This is a genomic window from Ruegeria sp. BE9 (genome assembly GCF_056538765.1).
In genome coordinates this window covers 481,744-503,635 of sequence record NZ_JBQFTS010000001.1, presented here as the reverse complement: position 1 = coordinate 503,635, position 21,892 = coordinate 481,744, and the positions used below count along the sequence as shown (strand labels likewise).

At 56.1% G+C, this 21,892-nt stretch carries 20 protein-coding genes; 11 read left to right on the top strand and 9 right to left on the bottom strand.

The window, feature by feature from the left end; genetic code table 11:
* Position 1: 1 nt before the first annotated feature.
* Together ctaA and ACR0EO_RS02440 are read right to left on the bottom strand one after the other, a co-directional pair.
* Positions 2-1,147 carry a heme A synthase gene (gene ctaA / locus ACR0EO_RS02445; protein WP_480686836.1) on the bottom strand — a complete coding sequence of 382 codons (1,146 nt, stop codon included), beginning with the start codon at positions 1,145-1,147 and terminating at the stop codon, positions 2-4.
* A 60-nt stretch (positions 1,148-1,207) separates the two neighbouring features.
* Positions 1,208-1,951, bottom strand: a complete 744-nt coding sequence (locus tag ACR0EO_RS02440) for an RNA methyltransferase (RefSeq protein ID WP_480686835.1) — start codon at positions 1,949-1,951, stop codon at positions 1,208-1,210.
* Positions 1,952-2,105: 154 nt separating this feature from the next.
* Between ACR0EO_RS02440 and ACR0EO_RS02435 the strand changes: the two genes are divergently transcribed.
* From ACR0EO_RS02435 to ACR0EO_RS02420, 4 genes are all read left to right on the top strand, one after another.
* Positions 2,106-2,723 carry a thiamine phosphate synthase gene (locus ACR0EO_RS02435; RefSeq protein ID WP_480686834.1) on the top strand — a complete coding sequence of 206 codons (618 nt, stop codon included), beginning with the start codon at positions 2,106-2,108 and terminating at the stop codon, positions 2,721-2,723.
* 45 nt (positions 2,724-2,768) lie between these two features.
* Positions 2,769-3,662, top strand: a complete 894-nt coding sequence (locus ACR0EO_RS02430) for a PfkB family carbohydrate kinase (protein WP_480686833.1) — start codon at positions 2,769-2,771, stop codon at positions 3,660-3,662.
* Entirely contained in the window at positions 3,659-4,573 is a 915-nt protein-coding gene (locus ACR0EO_RS02425) for a pseudouridine-5'-phosphate glycosidase (RefSeq protein WP_480686832.1), read from the top strand. The genes ACR0EO_RS02430 and ACR0EO_RS02425 overlap by 4 nt, the downstream gene beginning before the upstream one ends.
* 64 nt (positions 4,574-4,637) lie before the next feature.
* The gene (locus ACR0EO_RS02420) at positions 4,638-5,315 is read left to right on the top strand and encodes a DUF502 domain-containing protein (protein ID WP_480686831.1); all 678 of its coding nucleotides are present in this window, start codon (positions 4,638-4,640) and stop codon (positions 5,313-5,315) included.
* On the opposite strand, the gene ACR0EO_RS02415 is transcribed toward ACR0EO_RS02420, so the two are convergent.
* Together ACR0EO_RS02415 and ACR0EO_RS02410 are read right to left on the bottom strand one after the other, a co-directional pair.
* Positions 5,316-6,341, bottom strand: a complete 1,026-nt coding sequence (locus ACR0EO_RS02415) for a patatin-like phospholipase family protein (protein ID WP_480686830.1) — start codon at positions 6,339-6,341, stop codon at positions 5,316-5,318. It abuts the gene before it with no gap.
* A gap of 15 nt (positions 6,342-6,356) precedes the next feature.
* Positions 6,357-7,130, bottom strand: coding sequence for a 3-hydroxybutyrate dehydrogenase (locus tag ACR0EO_RS02410; protein ID WP_480686829.1), 774 nt, complete (start codon positions 7,128-7,130; stop codon positions 6,357-6,359).
* 292 nt (positions 7,131-7,422) lie between these two features.
* On the opposite strand from ACR0EO_RS02410, the gene ACR0EO_RS02405 reads away from it, so the two are divergent.
* Complete coding sequence (locus ACR0EO_RS02405) at positions 7,423-9,237, top strand: extracellular solute-binding protein (protein ID WP_480686828.1); 1,815 nt, start codon at positions 7,423-7,425, stop codon at positions 9,235-9,237.
* A 527-nt stretch (positions 9,238-9,764) separates the two neighbouring features.
* Positions 9,765-10,001, top strand: coding sequence for a hypothetical protein (locus tag ACR0EO_RS02400; protein WP_480686827.1), 237 nt, complete (start codon positions 9,765-9,767; stop codon positions 9,999-10,001).
* Here ACR0EO_RS02400 and ACR0EO_RS02395 read toward each other — a convergent pair.
* Entirely contained in the window at positions 9,990-10,613 is a 624-nt protein-coding gene (locus tag ACR0EO_RS02395) for a helix-turn-helix domain-containing protein (RefSeq protein ID WP_480686826.1), read from the bottom strand. The genes ACR0EO_RS02400 and ACR0EO_RS02395 overlap by 12 nt on opposite strands.
* Before the next feature lie 65 nt (positions 10,614-10,678).
* On the opposite strand from ACR0EO_RS02395, the gene ACR0EO_RS02390 reads away from it, so the two are divergent.
* The 5 genes from ACR0EO_RS02390 (at position 10,679) to ACR0EO_RS02370 (ending at position 16,752) form a co-directional block, all read left to right on the top strand.
* Entirely contained in the window at positions 10,679-12,196 is a 1,518-nt protein-coding gene (locus ACR0EO_RS02390; RefSeq protein ID WP_480686825.1) for a class I adenylate-forming enzyme family protein, read from the top strand.
* On the top strand, positions 12,193-12,852 hold the full coding sequence (locus ACR0EO_RS02385) for a DsbA family oxidoreductase (protein WP_480686824.1): 660 nt from the start codon (positions 12,193-12,195) through the stop codon (positions 12,850-12,852). The genes ACR0EO_RS02390 and ACR0EO_RS02385 overlap by 4 nt, the downstream gene beginning before the upstream one ends.
* Before the next feature lie 75 nt (positions 12,853-12,927).
* Complete coding sequence (locus tag ACR0EO_RS02380; RefSeq protein ID WP_480686823.1) at positions 12,928-14,136, top strand: multidrug effflux MFS transporter; 1,209 nt, start codon at positions 12,928-12,930, stop codon at positions 14,134-14,136.
* Positions 14,137-14,416: 280 nt separating this feature from the next.
* Positions 14,417-16,081 carry a hypothetical protein gene (locus ACR0EO_RS02375; protein ID WP_480686822.1) on the top strand — a complete coding sequence of 555 codons (1,665 nt, stop codon included), beginning with the start codon at positions 14,417-14,419 and terminating at the stop codon, positions 16,079-16,081.
* Positions 16,078-16,752, top strand: a complete 675-nt coding sequence (locus ACR0EO_RS02370; protein WP_480686821.1) for an SH3 domain-containing protein — start codon at positions 16,078-16,080, stop codon at positions 16,750-16,752. Before ACR0EO_RS02375 ends, ACR0EO_RS02370 begins: the two co-directional genes overlap by 4 nt.
* Here the strand turns inward: ACR0EO_RS02370 and ACR0EO_RS02365 are convergent.
* From ACR0EO_RS02365 to ACR0EO_RS02350, 4 genes are all read right to left on the bottom strand, one after another.
* Complete coding sequence (locus tag ACR0EO_RS02365) at positions 16,749-17,330, bottom strand: DUF3616 domain-containing protein (RefSeq protein ID WP_480686820.1); 582 nt, start codon at positions 17,328-17,330, stop codon at positions 16,749-16,751. The two genes, ACR0EO_RS02370 and ACR0EO_RS02365, sit on opposite strands and share 4 nt — an antisense overlap.
* The gene (locus tag ACR0EO_RS02360; RefSeq protein ID WP_480686819.1) at positions 17,327-17,755 is read right to left on the bottom strand and encodes a DUF3616 domain-containing protein; all 429 of its coding nucleotides are present in this window, start codon (positions 17,753-17,755) and stop codon (positions 17,327-17,329) included. The genes ACR0EO_RS02365 and ACR0EO_RS02360 overlap by 4 nt, the downstream gene beginning before the upstream one ends.
* A gap of 61 nt (positions 17,756-17,816) precedes the next feature.
* Entirely contained in the window at positions 17,817-21,275 is a 3,459-nt protein-coding gene (gene mfd, locus ACR0EO_RS02355; protein WP_480686818.1) for a transcription-repair coupling factor, read from the bottom strand.
* An 18-nt stretch (positions 21,276-21,293) separates the two neighbouring features.
* Entirely contained in the window at positions 21,294-21,821 is a 528-nt protein-coding gene (locus tag ACR0EO_RS02350; RefSeq protein WP_480686817.1) for a component of SufBCD complex, read from the bottom strand.
* Positions 21,822-21,892 lie beyond the last annotated feature (71 nt).

Here is a 21,892-nt window from a genome sequence, read left to right as displayed (position 1 = left end):
GTTAGGCTCCGCGGATTGAAGTGGCGATTGGATATGCAGTCAGGAAGCGCGCACGTAGGATCAGTGTCCAGACGACGACCGCCATGAACTGGTGGAAGATAGCAATCTGCCACGGGGCCGCGTAGACGACGGTCAAAATGCCGATAACCACTTGCAGCGACAGCGCTGCGAAGGCTGCATTGAAGGCAAACTTGGTCTGCGGGTGCGCACTGGTGCCGCCGCGCCGCCACACGATGAACCCAAAGATGAGCAGCAAGTAGCCCGCGCATCGGTGGATGAACTGCACGAGACCGGGGCTTTCAAAAAAGTTGCGCCACATTGGTTCAAGCATCGCCGCGTCTGGCGGCAAAAGCTGCCCACCGATCAATGGCCAATCGGTATAAGACCGTCCGGCGTCGATCCCGGCAACCAGAGCGCCGATCAGGATTTGCAGAAAGGCGAAATGCATCAAGCCGGTAGAAAGCGAGAAAAGCTTGGCTTCTTTCGCGCGGCGCGCCTGCATCAGGTCGCGTTCTTCGCGGCCGAGCTCTAAGATATACCAAGCAAGGAACCCTAGGATCACAAAAGCCAGCCCGAGATGCACCGCCAAGCGATAGCTGGCGACGGCCGTCATACCCTCGCCCTGCGTCACGCCCGAGGCAACCATCCACCAGCCGACAGCCCCTTGAACGCCACCCAAAGCGCCCGGTATCAGCAGCTTGCCGGTCCAACCTGTCGGGATCTTCCGAGCGATTAGGAAGCCAAAGAAACCGATCGCCCAAACCAGACCGATCACACGGCCCAGTTGGCGGTGGCCCCATTCCCACCAATAGATGAATTTGAAATCATCCAGCTCCATCCATTGGTTCTGAATGCGCCATTGGTCGATTTGTTTGTATTTGTCGAACTCGGCCTGCCAGTCGGTGTCGCTGAGCGGCGGAATGGCCCCAGTAACGGGGCGCCACTCGGTGATCGACAAGCCGCTGTCGGTCAGGCGGGTCAGGCCACCAACAGCGATCATTACGACGACCAAGGCGAACAGGACCATCAACCACAGACGGATCGCCTTGCGTGCACCGCCCCTGCCCCGATCGATCATACCGGGTTGAACGGCTTGTTGTTTTTCCGTGTCTGAGACGTCTTCGAAGATGCTGCGCTTACCGCTCATGCTGTCCTCATGTCCTGGATTTTGTCGCAAGCTAGGGTGAAGCAGAACATAGGTCCAGCCTCAGCCCTTGTCTTTCCACCGGACCATCTGACGCATGATCCCGTGCAGCATCTGAACATCGGCGCGCGTCATCCGCATCCGAGACCACAGATTACGCAGATTGGTCTTCATCCCTTCGGCCTTTTCGGGCGGGTAGAAGAAACCCGCCTCTCCCAACCGGTCCTCATAATGTTCGACCAGCTTTTCGACCTCAATCCCGGTGGCCCAATCGCCTTTGCCCAGATCAGTAGCCTCATGAACCACGTCTCCGGTTTGACGCATCCATTCATACGCAGTCAGAAGGACACATTGGCCAAGGTTCAGCGACGCGTATTCAGGGTTTACTGGCACCGAGATGATGGCGTTGGCTTTGGCGATATCTTCATTCTCCAGTCCCGCGCGCTCGGGGCCGAACAGAACCGAGACCTTCTCGCCTGACGCGACTTTTTCGGCCGCAATCTGCATAGCGCGTTCCGGGCTATATACCGGCTTGGTCAGGCCACGTTGACGTGCAGTTGTTGCAAAGACGAAAGTGCTGTCTGCCAACGCGCCAGCCAGATCGTCGAACAATTGCGCTTCGTCCAACAAGCGTCCAGCCCCACTGGACATCGCCACAGCTTTGGGGTTCGGCCATCCGTCCCGAGGCGCCACGATCCGCATTCGGTCCAGCCCGAAATTCCACATCGCCCGCGCGGCAGCGCCGATGTTTTCACCCATCTGAGGGCGCACGAGCACAAAAGAAGGCTGAGATTTATCGCTGGGCATGGTTGTCTCCGGAAAACTTGGCCTGCTGTAATCGGCGCGATGGCGCAGGGCAAGGCATCCAAGCGGTCAATTGCCCCATAAACCGGCATAAAAGTTTGCTTCCCCGTCGCAATCCGCTAAACCGCGCAAAAGACTGAAAGCGAAGGACGCGCCCATGGACACCCCCGAGCAGCCGCAGATTTACCTGATTACGCCCCCGACCATCGAGTTGAGCACCTTCACCAACAAGTTGGCAACCGTCCTAGACGGTGCTGATATCGCCTGCATTCGCCTCGCACTGGCAGGCAGTGACGAAGATACTATCGCACGTGCAGCAGACGCCTGCCGCGAAGTAGCGCATCAACGGGATGTCGCCATCGTAATCTCGAACCACGTGCTTTTGGCGCAACGTCTGGGTCTAGACGGGGTTCATCTGGACGACGGCGCGCGTTCGGTTCGGGCGGCCCGCAAGGAATTGGGTGCAGATGCTATTGTCGGCAGCTTTTGCGGTGCGTCCAGCCACGACGGCATGACCGCAGGCGAGGCAGGCTCGGACTATGTCGCTTTTGGTCCGGTTGGCAACGCGACACTCGGTGATGGAACCACAGCAGAGCGTGATCTGTTCCAATGGTGGTCTGAGATGATCGAAGTCCCCGTAGTGGCCGAAGGTGGACTCACTCCTGAGCTGGTCCGCGACCTTGCCCCGCACACTGATTTCTTCGGCATCGGGGACGAAATCTGGGCGCAGGAAGATCCTCTGGCCGCCTTGACAACACTGACCGACGCGATGTGAGCGTTAACCCTTGCACCCACGTCAGGGCTGCGGCATGAGTTGGTCATGACTCAGAACAGCGAAATTCTATGCATCGGCTCGGTCCTTTGGGACGTCATCGGGCGGTCGGCCAGTGCAATGCGGCAGGGTTCAGACGTGCCGGGGCGTATCACACGCCTACCCGGTGGTGTGGCGATGAACATCGCCATGACACTGGTTCGGTTCGGTATGACCCCGACCCTGTTGACAGCCATCGGCCGTGATCCCGAGGGGGACGAGCTGACCAACGCGTGCGCACGCCTTGGTATGGTAACAGACCACATCTACCGTTCGCAGGATTTGCCAACCGATCGATACATGGCAGTAGAGGGTGCCAATGGCCTGATCGCTGCCATCGCAGACGCACACTCATTAGAAGCTGCCGGAGCCAAAATTCTGCGTCCATTGATGCACGGACCGTTGGGCAATGAGAATGCACCGTTCGATGGTCCCATCGCGTTGGATGGGAACCTAACGCTGTCCCTACTGGAAGAGATTGCGCAAAGCCCGGCATTTGCACGCGCTGACCTGCGTGTGGCTCCGGCCTCGCCCGGGAAGGCAGAACGCTTGCTACCGTTTCTCAAACACGCGCGCGCAACGCTATATGTGAACCTCGAAGAGGCCGGTCTTTTGTGTCAGCGCGAGTTCACAGATTCCGAAAGTGCAGCCAGGGGACTGCTGGATCGTGGCGCGCTGCGAGTGCTGGTCACGGACGGGGGCAATTCCGCCACCGTAGGCAGCGCGGATGAAATCCTGACCCAAAAACCACCCTCAGTACTAGTCACTCGTGTGACCGGTGCCGGGGACACCTTTATGGCGGCCCACATCGCCTCAGAATCCGGCGGAGCATCCAGCGACGAGGCCCTGACCCGCGCTCTGCACGCCGCAGCAACTTACGTTTCCGGAGAAACCCCACTGTGATCGACATTCAATATTCTGCCGAGGTCCGCGCCGCCAAAGACGCTGGCCAGCCCATCGTTGCGCTGGAAAGCACCATCATCACCCACGGGATGCCTTACCCTCAGAACATCGAGGTCGCGGCTCAGGTCGAGCAAGACATCCGCGACGCCGGTGCGGTGCCGGCAACAATGGCTGTGATCGACGGCAAACTGCACGTAGGTCTGGAAGCAGACGAACTGAAGTCGCTAGGTCAGGCACAGGGCGTCGCCAAACTGTCTCGGGCGGATATGGCCGCTTGCATGGCCACCGGCGGCACTGGTGCCACAACCGTCGCCGCAACAATGATCGCAGCACACTACGCAGGGATCGAGGTCTTTGCTACGGGCGGCATCGGGGGCGTTCACCAGGGGGCCGAGACTTCGTTCGATATCTCAGCCGACTTGCATGAGCTGGCACAAACACCTGTGACCGTTGTTGCAGCTGGCGCCAAGGCGATCCTCGACCTTGCCAAGACACTGGAGGTACTGGAAACTTTGGGTGTGCCGGTTATCGCCTACGGGCAGGATGAGTTTCCTGCGTTTTGGTCCGCAAAGTCACCGTTCGCTGCCCCACTTCGGATGGACAGCGCGGGTGAAATCGCAAAGGCCCACGCGACGCGCCGTGCGCTCGGCCTGCCAGGCGGCCAATTGATCGCCAACCCGATCCCGACAGAAGATCAAATTCCCGCGGAAGAGCTGGCCCCCATCATAGCTTCGGCTCAGGCGGATGCCGACACGCACCGCATCAGCGGCAAAGGCGTGACCCCCTATCTGCTGCAACGGATCTATGAGCAGACCGAAGGCCGATCATTGACCGCCAATATTGCGCTGGTACGTAACAATGCGCGACTGGCGGCGGGCATCGCTAAGGCCCTCACAGAACGTTCAGATTGACATAAGCCTATTGTACCAAGGCACGGGACTGCTTAACTAATTCGGCGAACCACTCAGGACTGCAATGAACACGCCCTTTGACGAAGAACCACACCGCCGCCCGGGCCTGTTTTCCCGACTGCGCGCGTCTTTCCTGACGGGTATCGTCGTCATTGCACCTGTGTGGCTGACCATTTGGCTTATTTGGTCGGTCGTCGGTTGGGTCGACAGTGCGGTGCTGCCGCTTATCCCCCAGCAGTTCCAACCTGAAAACTATGTTGGTGTGAACCTGCGTGGCGTCGGTGTCGTGATCTTCTTGATCTTCACCGTCCTCGTGGGTTGGATCGCCAAGGGCATTCTGGGTCGATCTCTTATTCATTTCGCCGAAAGACTTGTAGACCGTATGCCTGTTGTGCGTTCGGTCTATTCCGGGATCAAACAGATTTCGGAGACTGTCTTTGCGCAAACCGAACGCTCGTTTGAAAAAGCCTGTCTCATTCAGTATCCCCGCCGGGGTATTTGGGCGATCGGTTTCGTATCAACCACGGCCAGAGGTGAGGTCAGCGACCGCGCAGAAACCGGAGGTGAGTTGCTGAGTGTCTTCGTCCCGACGACACCAAACCCGACATCTGGTTTCCTACTGTTCTTCCCGGCAGAGGACGTCATCATTCTGGACATGAGTATTGAAGAAGCCGCCAAACTGGTGATTTCGGCTGGCCTAGTCTACCCAAATGAAAAAGACCCGACGCAACCGCCTGAGTGATCATCCAAACATATTAGGAAGATCCACGGTGCTACGTTCACCTAAATCGCCTTTGTGATCCTTCAGGAATTGATGTGCCGCTGCCTGCCCCGCCTGTTTTAGCCGATGCAGTATTACCGGGTTTGGAACGGTCTTCGTCGCAGCAGACAGATCGTTCATCAACTCATCATCAGCGATCATATGAACCAGAACGCGGCTCATCTCGCCCGCCTTCAACTTTCCTTCAGCTAGCAAACGCTGCACGAAACTAATCGCTCGCAGCTCTCTAAACAGCGAGGAGTTAAAGCTGATCTCGTTGATCCGGTTCTGAATTTGCTGGGGCGTCTTGGGTACTTCATCCCGTTCCAGCGGATTGATGTTCACGATTACGACGTCGTCTGGCAGTTCAACATTGAACAATGGATAAAGCGCTGGATTGCCTGTGTAGCCACCATCCCAATAGGCTTCGGTCCGATCTGCTTTAGGATCATAAATCTCAACGGCCTGAAACAGGTTCGGCAAACAAGCTGAGGCGAGGATCGCATCTGTCGAAACCTCGTGCCCCGTGAACACCCGAATTTTACCGCTTCGCACACATGTCGCGCAGACAAACAACTGCGGGCCTTCGTCCGCGCAAATCTCATCGAAGTTGAACCGATCCACCACCGGCTCCAGCGGGTTGCGGTAAAACGGACCGTATGCGTAAGGCGACACCATTCGAGACCATGCGTCACCGATAGAAAACGGCAGTGAGTACTCGATGGCGTGAGCTATATGGGCAGGCTCAATCGCCTGCATCCAATTGGCCAGACGCATATCCCCCACGGCGCCCATACGCTCCCAAAGCCCATCAAGACAGGCACGCGCTCCTTCGCGCCCATCTCTAACCATGCCAGACTTAAAAGCAGCTCCGTTCAGCGCCCCTGCCGAAGTTCCGGTTATCGCCGCAACCTCGACATCCTTTTCGTCGAGCAGCCGATCTAAGACACCCCAGGTAAAGGCCCCATGTGCGCCACCGCCTTGAAGCGCCAGATTGATCCGTTTCACGTCGGGCCTCCTAACTCAAAGTGCCGTCCAGCCCCCGTCGACAGAAATCGTAGTTCCCGTGATCTGCGCAGCCGCGTCTGAGCATAGGAACACCGTTGTACCGCCCAGTTGTTCGACCGTTGCGAATTCTTTGGAAGGTTGGCGTTCGAGCATGACGTTCTTAATCACGTCCTCGCGGCTCATGTCGTATTCCTTCATCGTATCTGGAATCTGAGCTTCGACCAACGGAGTCAGCACGTATCCCGGACAGATAGCATTGCAGGTTATAGGTTCCTGTGCAGTTTCCAGCGCCACGGTCTTGGTCATCCCGACCACGCCGTGTTTTGCCGCAATGTAAGCCGCCTTATATGGCGATGCCGTCAAACCGTGAGCCGACGCAATATTTACGACCCGCCCCCAACCGGCCGCACGCATCATCGGTAACGCCGCCGCCATCGTGTGAAAGGCCGAGTTCATATTGATTGCGATGATGGCATCCCATTTATCGACCGGAAACTGATCGATCGGTGCAACGTGCTGAATGCCCGCATTGTTCACCAGAATGTCACAAGCGCCAGCCTTTTCAACCAGCGCGCGGCACTCACCACCGATGGACATGTCCGCCTTGATGTACCGAGCCTCGGTTCCAGTCGACTGTGAAATCTCCGCTGCTAAGGCGTGGTCCTCGTCCCGGTCAGTGAAAGAGTTCAACACTACGTTTGCCCCGGCCTTGGCCAGTTCCCAAGCGACTCCCAAACCGATTCCTGAATTCGACCCCGTGATGATCGCAGTTTTTCCCGACAGGCTCATAGGTTTTCTCCCTCAACTTCCGTTTCAAGCGCACAGTGCCATGCTGCACCTGCAAAGAAAACGGGGAAACATCCGAGCGTAGTATCCGGGGTGAGGCGCGCCAAAAAAAACGCCCGCACGAAGCGGGCGTTAAGTTATTGAGGCAGGTTTCATACAGGCAAGAAACCTATCGAGCAGTGCATCCTTTATAAGCAATTCCTTGCATCCGTCCAAGCTAAAAGTTTGAAAATAAGAAAAATCATCGGTACGGTGAATCCCAACAAAATAAGGCCAGAGCAGGATTGTTTCCAAAATGCGCCCCGATTTTCTACGCCCCGTTCGTCCAATGATCGCGGGAATCGCCACCATTTTTGCCGCAACAATCGCCCATGCAGAATCGGCTCATGGCATAGCTATGTACGGTGAACCCGCCTTACCACCGGATTTTGTGTCCTTACCCTATGCCAACGCAAATGCCCCAAAGGGCGGCAAGGTCGTGTTTGGAAACACCGGTGGCTTCAACAGTTTGAACCCGTTCGTTCAAAAAGGAACTTCGCCTTGGCAACTCAGATTTTGGACGCACGAGAGCCTCATGGGGCGATCTTGGGACGAACCTTTCACTCTTTACGGGTTGTTAGCCGAATCAATTGAGACAGCGCCCGACCGCTCTTGGGTCGAATTCACGCTGAGAGAGGACGCCCGATTCTCTGACGGAACCCCCGTCACGGTGGATGACATTATCTGGTCCTATGAGACGTTGGGCACCGAAGGGCACCTTCGCTACCGCGGACTCTGGGGCAAGATCGATCAGATCGAACAGACCGGTCCTCGATCGGTTCGCATTACCTTTAATGAGGCCGACCGGGAATTGGCGCTAATCGCAGGTCTCCGCCCGATCCTGCAAAAGGCTCAGTGGGAAGGGAAGGATTTCGCTAATGCTCCTCTTAACGACATTCCGATCGGAAGCGGACCTTATGTCATCGAAGATTTTGAAGCTGGCCGCTATGTGAACTTGCGCCGAAACCCAGAGTATTGGGGCAATGACATTCCTTTTCGGCGTGGCACGATGAACCTGGATGAAATTCGGATTGAGTTCTACGGGGATGGCACGGTCCTGTTCGAGGCTTTCAAAGCCGGTGAACTTACAGCCGTTCGCGAGTTCAATGCTGACAAATGGGAAACCCAATACAACTTTCCAGCAGTTCAGCGCGGGGACGTGATCAAAACCGAAATACCGCACGGCAAACCTTCGGGGATGACCGGATTTGTGATGAACACGCGCAAGGCACCCTTTGACGATTGGCGTGTGCGGGAGGCGCTGCTGCTGGCCTTCAACTTCGAGTTCATCAACGACACCATTACCGGAGGCACCCAATCCCGGATCACCTCGTATTTTTCAGGTTCAGACCTCGCCATGCAGCCTGGGCCAGCCTCGGGTCGCGTCGCAGAGTTTTTGCAGAACTATGCCGATGACCTGCCACCGGGTGCATTGGATGGCTACTCCTTGCCCGAAGGCGATGGTACAGCGCGCAACCGGTCCAATATACGTAAGGCCGCCAAACTATTGAACGAGGCGGGCTGGACCATCCAAGATGGAATGCTGCGCAATCAGAACGGCGAGCCATTCACGATCAATGTGCTTCTTCAACAGGGCGACACCGAAAACCAGACCGCAATCGAAATGTTCACTCGCGCGCTTGAGCGCCTTGGGATTCAGGTCAATACCGAACGGGTCGACAGCGCTCAATTTGCTGGTCGCACCACAGAGCTGGATTTTGATATGACTGTCTTTCGCCGAGCAATGTCGTTGTCTCCAGGTAACGAACAGCGCCTGTACTGGGGCAGCGAAAACGCAGAAACCCCGGGAACACGCAATTTGATGGGAGTCGCGTCTCCTGCCGTAGATGGCTTGATCGACACCATGCTGTCCTCGGAAAGCCGTGAGGACTTTGTCGCCGCCACCCGCGCGCTGGATCGAGTGCTCACTGCGGGGCGTTATGTCATTCCGATATGGAACTTTGATGTTGGGCGCATCGCGCATGCCAAGGAGCTGAGACAACCCGAAACCCTGCCAATTTACGGCGACGGGCCTGAGTACATGCCGCAAGTCTGGTGGTATGAAGAATAGTGGCCAATCGTTTTGCAGGGCGCGAAGCCCAATTTCTGGTCAGAGTTGTAAAAGTCAGAGGCAATGCCGCTCATGGAAGCTAGACGGCTTCTAATATAGGCGGAATTCGGCACACCCACACCGCGACACCATATGTTGCGCAAAGGAGACCCCGCCTTCGCTATATTTCGATTTCGCAACTAATTTCAGCAAAAGCTCTGATTTTGACCACAAGGGACTTTACGTAAAGCACCCGCGCGATGTAGCCTGCACCTAACTTTAGACGGCGCAACGGCGAATTAATCCAGAAAATTGCGCGTGATAGCGTAAACAATAGCGCCTAAAAAACAAGTTTCACGGACCGGCCTCCACTCACTCCAACCTCAGGTCCGTCAGCCCGCTGCGGACCTATCGCAGCGGGCTTATTTGACCCAAGGTAATGCAGATTAGGGTGCGACATTTTGTCATGCACTTACACCAACACTGCATTCGTACCCTTAAAAATACGGCCGAGCAGCAGTGAAACCTGAGATATGGAAAGCCACCACATGTTGAATTGGACTGATCTAACGCAAGACTGGGACGCAATGTACTCACGCGCAAAACGGCGTTTCCCAAACTTACGTGACCAGGACAAAACCCGTCTGAGCAAAGACCGACAGGGGTTCGAAGCCTATCTGGCAGAACGCCACCACTTGACCGTGAACGAAGCCCACGAGGAACTAGAAGACTTTTTGTTCACCGAAGGGCTGAACCGAGAGTTCAGCCGATCGTTAAGCAAGTGACGTGACCCACAGGATCGTTGCGTCCTCGTCGCTGACTGAAATTACATTGTGCCCCATGCTGCCGTCATAATATGCGCTGTCCCCCCGCCGCATTTCGACGGGCTCATAGAACTCGGTGTAAAGCCTTACGACGCCAGTCAGCACATACAGAAACTCTTCGCCATCATGACGCACCCACCCGTCAAACTCTTGCATTGATCGGGCACGCACACGAGCGCGATAGGGCAGCATCTGCTTTTTGGTCAGCGTTTCAGCCAACAGTTCATGTTCATAAGTTACCGTCGGATGGGCGGCACCCTGCCCCATGCGGGTCACGGCCATGCGCCCAATCACCTGATCGCGCTGCGGAGGTGTAAAGAGCTGCGGCACCGAAATCTCAAGCCCGATGGCCAGTTTTTTTAGCGCGTCATACGTCGGAGACATCTGACCGTTCTCAATCTTACTGAGGGTCGAGCGTGCCAGACCGGCCTGCGAGGCCGCCTGCTCTAACGTCCAGTTCCGCGCCTTGCGCAACTGGCGCACACGGGCCCCCAGGTCGAGCGGCTCTAGCTCGGTGTGGTCACCCGAGTCACGGGCTATGCGGATCAGAGATGGCTGGTCGTTTGTGCTCATGCGCCAATCTATAGGGCCAGCCCGTCCTGCTTGCAACGCGCCAAGCAGCGCGATAGCCAGTTGCCATGCTTTCTGTATTCGATCAGGGGCCACCCCCGGCCTGCCCCGCGCCAATCAATCTTGCCGCGCATGTACTGCGCCGAGCGGATGCCGTTCCGGACAAAACGGCGCTTTCTGTCCTGCGCCCTGATGGGTCCGAGGATTGGACCTATCAAGCTCTAAAATCGGCCATTCTGGGCACAGCAACCGGATTGCTGAATGCAGGATTGAAATCGGGCGACATTGCTTTGATGCGACTGGGGAATACAGTCGACTTTCCGATTGCCTATCTCGGTGCGATTGCGGCGGGGATCGTGCCTGTTCCAACATCGTCGCAACTCACCGACCCCGAAACGGAGCGCATGATCGCGGAATTGAACCCCACAGCAGTTCTGAGGGATCCGTCAGTCGCCTGCGCGCCTCATGCATTTCAAATCGGTTTGTCAGAGCTTGCCAAAATGCGCACTCTTTCTCCTGCCGAGTTTGAGATGGGCGACCCTGAGCGACAGGCTTACGTTGTTTACACTTCTGGCACTTCAGGCAAACCGCGCGCTGTCTCGCATGCTCACCGTGCCATCTGGGCCCGTCAAATGATGGTCGATGGGTGGTATGGACTACGGGACACGGACCGTCTTTGTCATGCCGGGGCGTTCAACTGGACCTATACACTTGGCACTGGGTTAATGGATCCGTGGACCATCGGAGCGACGGCATTGATCCCTCAGCCCGGCACCAATCCCGATGCCCTTCCAGCGTTGTTGCGTCAGAACCGAGCTACGATCTTTGCGGCTGCCCCGGGTGTGTTTCGCAAGATGTTGAGCACGAAACAGCCCCTCAACCTTCCGGATCTACGCCACGGACTGTGCGCTGGAGAAAAGTTGTCGCGGCATCTTCACGCCCAATGGGCCGAAGCATCAGGCACCGAGCTATACGAAGCCTATGGTATGTCCGAATGCTCGACCTTTATTTCCTCGAGCCCTGCCCACCCCGCGCGCGGCGAGTCCCTTGGACAACCGCAGCCCGGACGAAAAGTGGCGATCCTTGGCCCGGAGGGTCCTGTTCCACAGGGTCAGGAAGGCACGATTGCCATTCACCGATCCGACCCAGGCTTGATGCTAACCTATCTAAACGCGCCTGATGAGGCCGAGGCCCGAATGCAGGGCGATTGGTTCCTGACCGGGGATCAGGGAGCCATGGCAGTAGATGGGCAGATCACCTACCTGGGCCGAGACGATGACATGATGAATGCTGGCGGATACCGTGTATCACCAGTTGAAGTCGAGGCTACCCTGTCCAAATACCCTGGCATTACGCAGGTCGGAGCAGCCGCTGTCGAAGTCAAACAAGACACATTCGTGATAGCGGCGTTTTATACTGGGCCGGAAAAGCTGGACGATGGCGCTCTGCGCACCTATGTCGAGGCAAACTTGGCGCGGTACAAACAGCCGCGCGCGTTCATCCATCTGCCCGAGCTACCAACCGGCGGTAACGGCAAACTCCTGCGCCGGGCGCTGCCGGCCTATTTCAAGGCGACCAATCAATGACCCAGACCGTCAAGCTCGACATCATGTCCGACCCGATTTGCCCGTGGTGCTATATCGGCAAGACCCATCTGGACAAAGCACTTGCCGCTATTCCGGACCACCCCTTTGTCATTGAATGGCACCCTTTCCAGCTGAACCCCGACATGCCTGATGCAGGAATGGATCGCCGCGAATACCTTGAGCGTAAATTCGGCGGTAAAGAAGGCGCGGTTAAAGCTTATGCCCCCGTCGTGGAACATGCCGAAAACGCCGGGCTGAAAATTGACTTCGAGGGCATGAAGCGCACCCCGAACACTTTGGACGCGCATCGACTAATCCACTGGGCAGGGATCGAAGGTAAACAAAACGCGGTCGTGGACGCCCTGTTCGATGCCTATTTTGTGCAGGCCCGCGACATCGGCGATCATGAGGTCTTAGCCGACATTGCAGACAGTGTCGGAATGGATGCTGCAGTGGTGCTGAAATTGCTGAATTCCGACTCTGATCGAGAGGACATCAGCAACCGCGACGCGCATTCTCGTCAGATGGGTGTAAGTTCGGTTCCAACATTTATTGTGGCCAACCAGCACGCCGTTCCAGGGGCGCAACCCCCTGAAATGTGGGAACGAGTGATTGGCGAGATCATGTCTCAACTTGAGGCTTCTCCTGCAAATTAGCACAGAGCCCTGTGCGTTTTGCTCCCTAGCGCCGCCCAGCCTGCCGTGATAGCGCGACTAGGTTAGGAGAACGTAATGGCCAATCGCATGTCTCGGGGTGAATTCGTTGCACTTGTCGCGATGATGTTTGCGACAATTGCGTTTTCGATCGACTCGATGCTTCCGGCGCTGCCGAAAATTGGCGCTCAGCTGAGCCCTGATGACCTGAACAAAGCCCAGTTGATCCTGACTTCCTTTGTTTTGGGGTTGGGCCTTGGCACCTTTTTCACAGGCCCGCTCTCCGATGCCTTCGGTCGCAAGCCTGTCATATACGTCGGATCGACACTTTACATCGTGGCGGCGGCAATGGCCTGGGCAAGCTCCTCGCTTGAGATGCTGCTGATTGCCCGCATCCTCCAAGGGGTTGGTTGCGCTGCTCCACGTGTTGTCGCAATGGCAATTATTCGAGACCTTTATTCAGGCCGCGAAATGGCGCGCATTGTCTCAATTGCCATGATGATCTTTACCCTTGTTCCGGCAATTGCACCGATGTTGGGGGCCGGGGTTATCGCCCTGACCGGATGGCGCGGCATATTTGTATCTTTCATGTTGTTCTCGCTGATCACGATTGTCTGGATGGGGTTGCGTTTGCCCGAATCCCTCGCCACTGAAAATCGCCGACCGCTGCGCCTACCACTGATGCTGGATGCCGCTCGCGAGATGGTCACTCACCCGACAGTGCGGATTTCGATAATGGTGCAAACACTGTGCCTTGGGATGCTGTTCACCATGCTTACAATGGTACAGCCGATCTATGACATCATCCATGACAGCGCCGAGAGCTTTCCCTTCTGGTTTGGCTTTGTGGCTTTGATGTCAGGCTCTGCCAGTCTGCTCAACGCAGCGCTGGTTGTTCGCCTAGGAATGAGACGGATCGTTACCTGGGTTCTTGGCGCGCAGATCGTTTTCACAACTGCTGTCATCGCATTGAACACAATAAACTTGTCGCCGACCCTATCCTTTGCACTTTTTGTCAGCTGGCAAACCGCTGTGTTCTTTATGGCCGGCATGACTATGGGCAATTTGAATGCGATCGCGATGGAGCCTATGGGCCATATTGCAGGTATGGCAGCCTCGGTCATTGGTGCAATCTCGACAGTTTTGGCCGCTGCGATCGCAGCCCCCATTGGGCAACTGTTCGATGGATCAATCATGCCGCTGGCAGTTGGCATTCTCACCATGTGCACACTAGGCTTTGGCTTAATGCTGCACATGGGGCGGATCGAAGACAGAGTGCCCGCCTGATCTGTGCAGGGTGAATGAATCGCGCTAATCTTGCTTCAGGCTAAAGAGGCGAAGATGGCAAAGCAGTTTCAGCATCTTAATCCAAGGTCGCGCAAACCGAACGAGTACCGGGGCACGTGGAAAGGGCGCAATTATCGCCGCGGTGTCATGCGATCGCTCGGCGTGAACTTTTTGGTGTTTAGCGTGATATTGGGATTAGCTTTGTATTCTGTTTACCTCCGTGAAGAAGCAAAGAATAACCCGAGAGTATGGACTTTGAATTCGCGATAAGGGGGTGGCGATGAGTTACGATTATGATCTGGGCACCCATTCCTGTACTGTCACCACATCTTCGGCCGAGGCACAGTTGTGGTTCGATCGGGGGTTGGTTTGGACATATGGATATAACCATGATGAGGCCGTGGTCTGCTTTCAGCGTGCAGCGGAACACGACCCTGATTGCGCTATGGCCTTTTGGGGCGTCGCGTATGCGGCCGGTCCCAACTACAACCTTCCTTGGGACTTACGAGACGATCGCGGACAAAAGAAAGCGTTGGCGCAAGCTTTTGACGCCACCCAACAGGCCCTGGCTTTGGTTGACAAATGTACGCCAGAAGAACAAGCCCTGATCCGCGCGTTACCTTCCCGCTATCCTCAGCGAGACCCGATTGAGGGCATGCAAGCCTGGGATCACGATTTTGCCGACGCCATGCGCGCTGCCTTTGCCGAGCAGCCAGATCATCTGGATCTGCGGACCATTTACGTTGAGTCCCTTCTGAACCTGACACCCTGGCAAATGTGGGATCTCAAGACAGGCCAGCCAGCAGAAGGTGCAGCGACGCTTGAAGCCCAGAAGGCACTGGAAGGTGCAATGGCGCAGGACCCAGCGGCCATGTCACATCCCGGTCTTTTGCACCTTTACGTGCATCTGATGGAGATGTCGCCTACTCCGGAAAAAGCGTTAAAGGCCGGGGATGTCTTGCGCACTCTCGTCCCAGATGCGGGTCACTTGGTGCACATGCCAACCCATATCGACGTGTTGTGTGGCCACTATCACAATGTGGTCTATTGGAATGAAAAGGCGATTGAAGCCGACCTGAAATATTTTGAGCGTGAAGGTGCGTTCAACATCTACACAGGTTATCGCCAGCACGATTACCACTTCGTCATCTATGGCGCGCTGTTTCTGGGTCAGATGGAGCCGGCCTTGCGTGCCAATCAGGGCCTATGGGACACAACACCCGAAGACATGTTGCGCGTCGAAAGCCCGCCGATGGCCGACTACTTTGAAAGCTACATGTCGATGGGGCCACACATCCTGATCCGTTTTGGACGCTGGGAAGAGGCTAAAGCGCTAGAGTTACCCAGCGATCCGGACCTTTATCGCACCCTGACAGCTACGACCCACTATGCCCGTGCTATTGCGCACGCAGCAACTGATCAGGTGGCTGAGGCTGAAGCCGAAGAACAACTCTTTCTTTCCGCGAAAGCCTGCGTTCCCGAAACACGCCTGATGCACAACAATCGAGTGGTCGATCTGCTTGAAATCGCCCGTGAGATGCTGCGTGGAGAGATCGAATACCGAAAGGGCAATTACGAAATCGCTTACGCCCATCTGCGCCGATCCGTCGAGCTGGACGACACCTTACCCTACGATGAACCGTGGGGCTGGATGCAGCCCACTCGCCACGCACTGGGGGCATTGTTGTACGAGCAGGGCCATGTGGCCGACGCCGAAGCGGTATACCGCGAAGATCTAGGGTTAGGCGGCGATCTTAGCCGCGCTTCAATCCACCCAGACAACGTCTGGAGCCTCAAAGGTCTGCATGATTGTTTGAAGTCCCGTGGTGAGACCGTGGAAGTTATTCAGATCAAACAACGACTTGACCTTGCATTGGCACGCGCCGACCGAGCCGTCGGAGCATCATGTTTCTGCGCACAGGCAGCGATGAGGGCCGCTGAATGAGGATCGCACTATTATTGGCTGCGTTGCTATGCGGCCCGGCTCTTGCAGAACGTCAGTCCTTTCCGCCAGTTGATCAGGCTGCTCAAGACCCGTCATTGGTCACGTTTCGCAATGCCCTACTGGCCGATGTGGCTGCACGGAACATCGATGCAGTAGTGGCATCGGCTTGCCCGGACATTCACCTGAGTCACGGAGGCAACGGCGGACCCGAAGAACTGCGCACCAATCTGATCCTCGACCCTGATACGCTGTCGGAAGAGTATCGCGAAGACGCCGACGCGCTTCGTGAGGCTTATTGGAGCGATCTGGAAAGCACTCTTTCTCAACCGGGGTACTTTGACGAAGAAGGTGAATTCTGGATGCCGCATCAATGGCAGATCACCCTACCCGCGTCATTGGATCCGACGACGGCCTACTATGTCACTGGTTCAGATGTGGCTTTGCGCCAGGCTGCAGATCGCAGCGCTTCTGTACTCGACTCGGTGAGCTATGAGATAGCAATTGTCCGCGACTTTCAGGACGACGCCGAGTATCAGCGCGTGTTGTTGACAGATGGAACACAGGGTTTCATTCACCGCGATTTCTTGTGGTCAATGGTCGGGTTTCGCGCCGCGTTCGCAAAATCGGACACTGGCGAATGGCAACTGTGCACATTTGTCAGCGGCGACTAGTCCAAACTGTAGATGTGGGGGCTGCCATTGGGCGGCCCGTCAAAAAAGACAACGAACCTTGTAGCGTCCAACGGCAAGAGGCCTTCAGCTTTCCAATCTGGATCGGGGGGAACGATGTCCATCACATGCTCCGCATTTGCGCTACCCGGTTGCCACCGATGCACCGAAAAAACCCCTGTGAGGTGTGGGCTTGGCTGATCACAGTCCGGCTTGGTACCGGCACCTACTCCTGCATCCCCCAAGAGAAGGAACACACTATCGCCCGACCGCTCCATCCCCCTGATCCCACGCCCCAATTCGGCTGAGACGGAAACCTCGTGCAGAGAGGCATCGGAAAAGTCACCGTTTTCCAATGCATGAAGCGGGAACTCTGCAATCAAGACCCGCGCAGGCTCATCTTTGGGATAGGGCCCACGAAACCCGATCAGTACAGTTTCATCCAAAGCCGCGAGTGCCTCTATGTTCAGCCCATTTTTCTGCAAGGGAACGTCAAAGCTATCTCTCAATTTATCGAACTGCTCGAACAACGGCTCCAGCGAAACCTCCTTTTGCGTCAAAGGGCTTCGGGTGCCTATCAATCGGGAGTCACCTTTCCCCAAAAAATCCGCGTGCTGCGTTTCGGAGATTTGCAGCTTTTACGGCCGCGAGAATGCGAACCCACTACAATCAGGTTATCACCTGCGACCGTCACCCCTTCGAGGTCAAAATCCTTTAACTCCGATTTCTTCTTATTCTTGGTTTCAGCCATGTATAACCGCTGTCCGACGAACACAGCCTCGTCCTTCAGCTTGAATGCTTGAACAAAGCGTCCTTCATCTGCAGCGGCAAAACACAGCCCATTGGCCATACAGGCCGCACCGCTCACATTAACTGAAGCACCGAGTTCGATCGCATCGCCATGCTCTTCGAACTCTTCAAAGGTTCCGATTACCTCCAGTTTCTGCGGCGGGGCCGCTGAAACCGGCAAGGCAAGAAAGAGGTAAACCAAAAAGGGTTTGTGCATTCTAAAATCCAATACCGCTCAGGAAATACAGCACCAGATTGGCACAAATTTTGGATCGAACCTAAGTCTGAGCCTTTTTCTTCTTCTCAGCCATCACCTTCTCGGCGAGATCGCGGGCGATAGCGAAAGCTCCCTTGATCTTGTCGCTGTCCTTTTTCCAATCGCGGCGTACAACGATTTTGTTGTCCTTCACCTTGGCCAACCCGCGTTGGTTCTGGATGAACTCGACCAAGCCTTGTGGAGAGGCGAACTTGTCGTTGTGGAATTGAATTGTCGCGCCCTTTGGACCTCCGTCCAGCTTGGCAATGCCTGCCCGTTTGCACATCGCCTTGATGCGCACGACCAACATTAGGGTGTTCACCTCTTTTGGCAGCGTTCCGAACCGATCGATCAACTCAGCGGCAAAGCCTTCCAACTCAACCTTGGTCGAAAGCGACGACAAGCGACGGTACAGACCCAACCGCACATCCAGATCAGGCACGTAATCCTCGGGGATCAGAACCGGAACGCCAAGGTTTATCTGCGGCGCCCATTGGTCGTCAGCATCGCTGAGCCCTTCCATCTCACCCGCTTTGATCTTGGCAATCGCCTCTTCCAGCATCGACTGGTAGAGTTCATACCCCACATCTCGCATCTGGCCCGACTGTTCCTCTCCAAGCAGATTACCTGCGCCGCGGATGTCGAGGTCCTGGCTGGCTAGCGTAAATCCAGCCCCAAGAGTATCCAACGAACCAAGAACACGCAGACGCTTTTCAGCCGTCGCAGTCAGCTTTTGACGCGGCTTGGTCGTAAGGTATGCATAGGCACGCGTCTTAGATCGCCCTACTCGACCCCGAATTTGATAGAGCTGAGCCAAGCCGAACATGTCCGCTCGGTGTACGACCATCGTGTTGGCTGTGGGAATATCCAGCCCGCTTTCCACAATCGTTGTCGCCAGCAGCACATCATACTTGCCGTCGTAGAAGGCATTCATCCGGTCATCGAGTTCGCCTGCAGCCATCTGTCCGTGAGCTACAACATAGGTTAGCTCGGGCAGTTGCTCTTTCAGGAATTCTTCGATCTCGGGGAGATCCGAGATGCGCGGGACTACGTAAAAGCTCTGGCCACCACGATAATGTTCCCGCAGCAGTGCTTCGCGGATCGTGACCGCGTCAAATTCGCTGACGTAAGTACGGATCGCTAGACGGTCTATGGGCGGCGTGCCGATGATCGACAAATCGCGAACTCCGGTCAGCGACAATTGAAGTGTCCGCGGGATCGGCGTCGCAGTCAGAGTCAACACGTGGATGTCACTACGCAGCTGTTTCAGGCGCTCTTTGTGGCCAACACCAAAGTGCTGCTCTTCGTCGATAATCAGCAAACCCAGATTGTTAAATCGGATCCCTTTTGCCAACAGCGCGTGAGTACCGATTACAATGTCGATCGTCCCGCGCGAAAGCCCATCGCGGGTTTGCTGCGCTTCTTTAGCCGAAACAAAGCGCGACAGCTGTCGAACCTCTAGCGGAAAGCCGCGGAAACGTTCCTTAAACGACGCCGCATGCTGGCGGGCCAACAGCGTGGTCGGCGCAATCACGGCCACCTGAACGCCTGACATAGCCGCAACAAAGGCAGCGCGCATTGCCACTTCGGTTTTGCCGAACCCAACATCGCCGCAGATCAGACGATCCATCGGAGCACCGGAATGCATGTCCTCCATGACTTCCGAGATGGCGCGCAACTGGTCGTCGGTTTCCTGATACGGGAAACGGGCGCTGAACTCCTCCCACGCGTGGGGCGGAGGATCCATGACCGGCGCCTTGCGCAGAGCACGTTCCGCAGCGATGCGGATCAGCTTGTCCGCCATCTCGCGGATGCGCTCTTTGAGCTTGGCCTTCTTGGCCTGCCATGCACCGCCACCCAAACGATCCAGCAGGCCCTCGTCATGGCCGTATTTCGATAGCAGCTCGATATTCTCAACCGGCAGGTACAGCTTGGCCTGCTCGGCGTATTCTAACAGCAGACATTCATGGGCAGCACCAGCGGCGGTGACGACCTCCATGCCCATATAGCGTCCGATACCGTGGTCCACATGCACCACCAGATCCCCGGGGCTTAGAGACTGGGTTTCGGTCAAAAAGTTCTCGGCCTTACGGCGCTTCTTGGGTTGCCGTATCAGACGGTCACCCAGAACGTCCTGTTCGGCAATCACGGTTAGATCTGGCGTCTCAAACCCGTGCTCCAAGGCCCAAACAGCCAGATGAAGACCCCGCTTACCCACACGGGTACCGTTGGTGATTGGGATGGCCTCGGCCAGCCCCTCGTCTTCGATCAGTCCTGTCAGACGTTCCCGGGCCCCCTCAGAATAGGACGCAATCAGCACAGGGCCCTTGGCAAGTTTGTCAGTGATGTGGCTGGCCAGAGCGCCAAACAGACTGATGCTTTCCTGCTGCCGCTCAGGCGCAAAGTTTCGACCGATACGTCCTCCTGCATCAATCACGCCGGGGCCGCTGGCCTGGGGCAATGGGCTGAACTGCATTACCCGCCGATCACCAATAACCTGATCCCACGCAGCATCGTCCAAATACAGCAGACCAGGCGGCGTGGGTTTATACACCGTGTCCATCCGGGAACGGTTCTCCAACGCCAGTCGACGAGTTTCGTATTGGTCGGCAATCGTATCCCAGCGCGCAAGTCGTGCCGGTGTCACCTGATCATCTACCGTAACTGTTGCGTTCGGCAGATAGTCAAACAGCGTCTCTAACTTTTCATGGAAGAACGGCAGCCAGTGTTCGATACCTTGGTGTTTTCGACCGGCGCTTACGGCCTCGTAAAGCGGGTCGTCGGTTCCCGCTGCACCAAACTCGATGCGATAGTTCTGCCTGAACCGAGTAATCGCGGCATCGTCCAGAATAACCTCAGAGACGGGGGCCAGCTCTACAACGTCCAACTTTTCAGTCGTGCGCTGCGACACCGGATCAAACCGCCGAGCGCCGTCCAAAACATCCCCGAACAGGTCCAACCGCACCGGACCGGATTCACCAGGAGGAAAGATGTCGATAATACCACCGCGGATCGCATAGTCACCGGGCTCCATCACCGTTGGGCTTTGAGTGAAACCCATTCGAACCAGAAAATTCCGTAACGCGGTTTCATCCACACGGTGATCAACTCGCGCAGTAAAGGCAGCTTCTCGCAATACCTCGCGCGCTGGCACCCTTTGGGTCGCCGCATTGAGTGTAGTCAACAGAACGAACTGGTCGGGCATCTGATGCACCAGCGCAGCCAACGTTGCCACCCGGGCCGCCGCTATGTCAGGATTTGGGGAAACCCGATCGTAAGGCAAACAATCCCATCCAGGGAAAACAAACACCGGCATGTCGGGAGCAAAGAACGCAAGCGCGGCCCGCATCGCCTCCATTCGCTTGTCATCCCTAGCGACATGGCAGACCGGCCCACCCGAACGTGCGATCTCATTCAGAACAAGCTGCGCGTCAAACCCTTCGGGGGCACCGCCAACCGTTACATGGTTCGGAGCCTTCATCGCCTTGCCTTTCTGATTTTACCAACCTGGAACGCTGATCGAGAAGTTCTGATACATCCCCCAAAGACACGTTATCAAGATCGAAATCATGCCAACGACCTGAGTATAAATCCTGCATCTCATAAGGACTTTGGTCACCCCTTCTATGCCGGGTTCAGTACGGCGCAACTTGCGTGCAGCAGAAAGGTTGATCAGGAAAACAAAGCTAAGGGGAAACAGCAGTAGGAAAACGGCCTGAGCGAACTCGACACCATACACGAACCCAAGCATTGCAAGCCCCGTGAAGATAAAGCAGCTAAGCCCCAGAATAGCCAAACCGGAAACCTCTACGATGTAGAGCAGCCGGTTTCCGTTTATTCGAACGATATCTAACAAGTCTTGCTCAGCCGGCCCTCCGACCCGCTGCGCACGCGAAACAAGATCGTAAGGGACTCCCATCGCCCAATGACTTGCCGAAGACCACAAAACGGCCAGTCCGATCCAGTACCACAGATTCGAAAAGCTGCGCATGTCGATGATTTCGAAAATCGAAGAGTATAAGTCCAAGCGTCAGCCCTTTGTTCCGTGTCTTGATGGGCTTTTCGCTGGGGTGCGATCATCCTAACCCTTGAGACTAC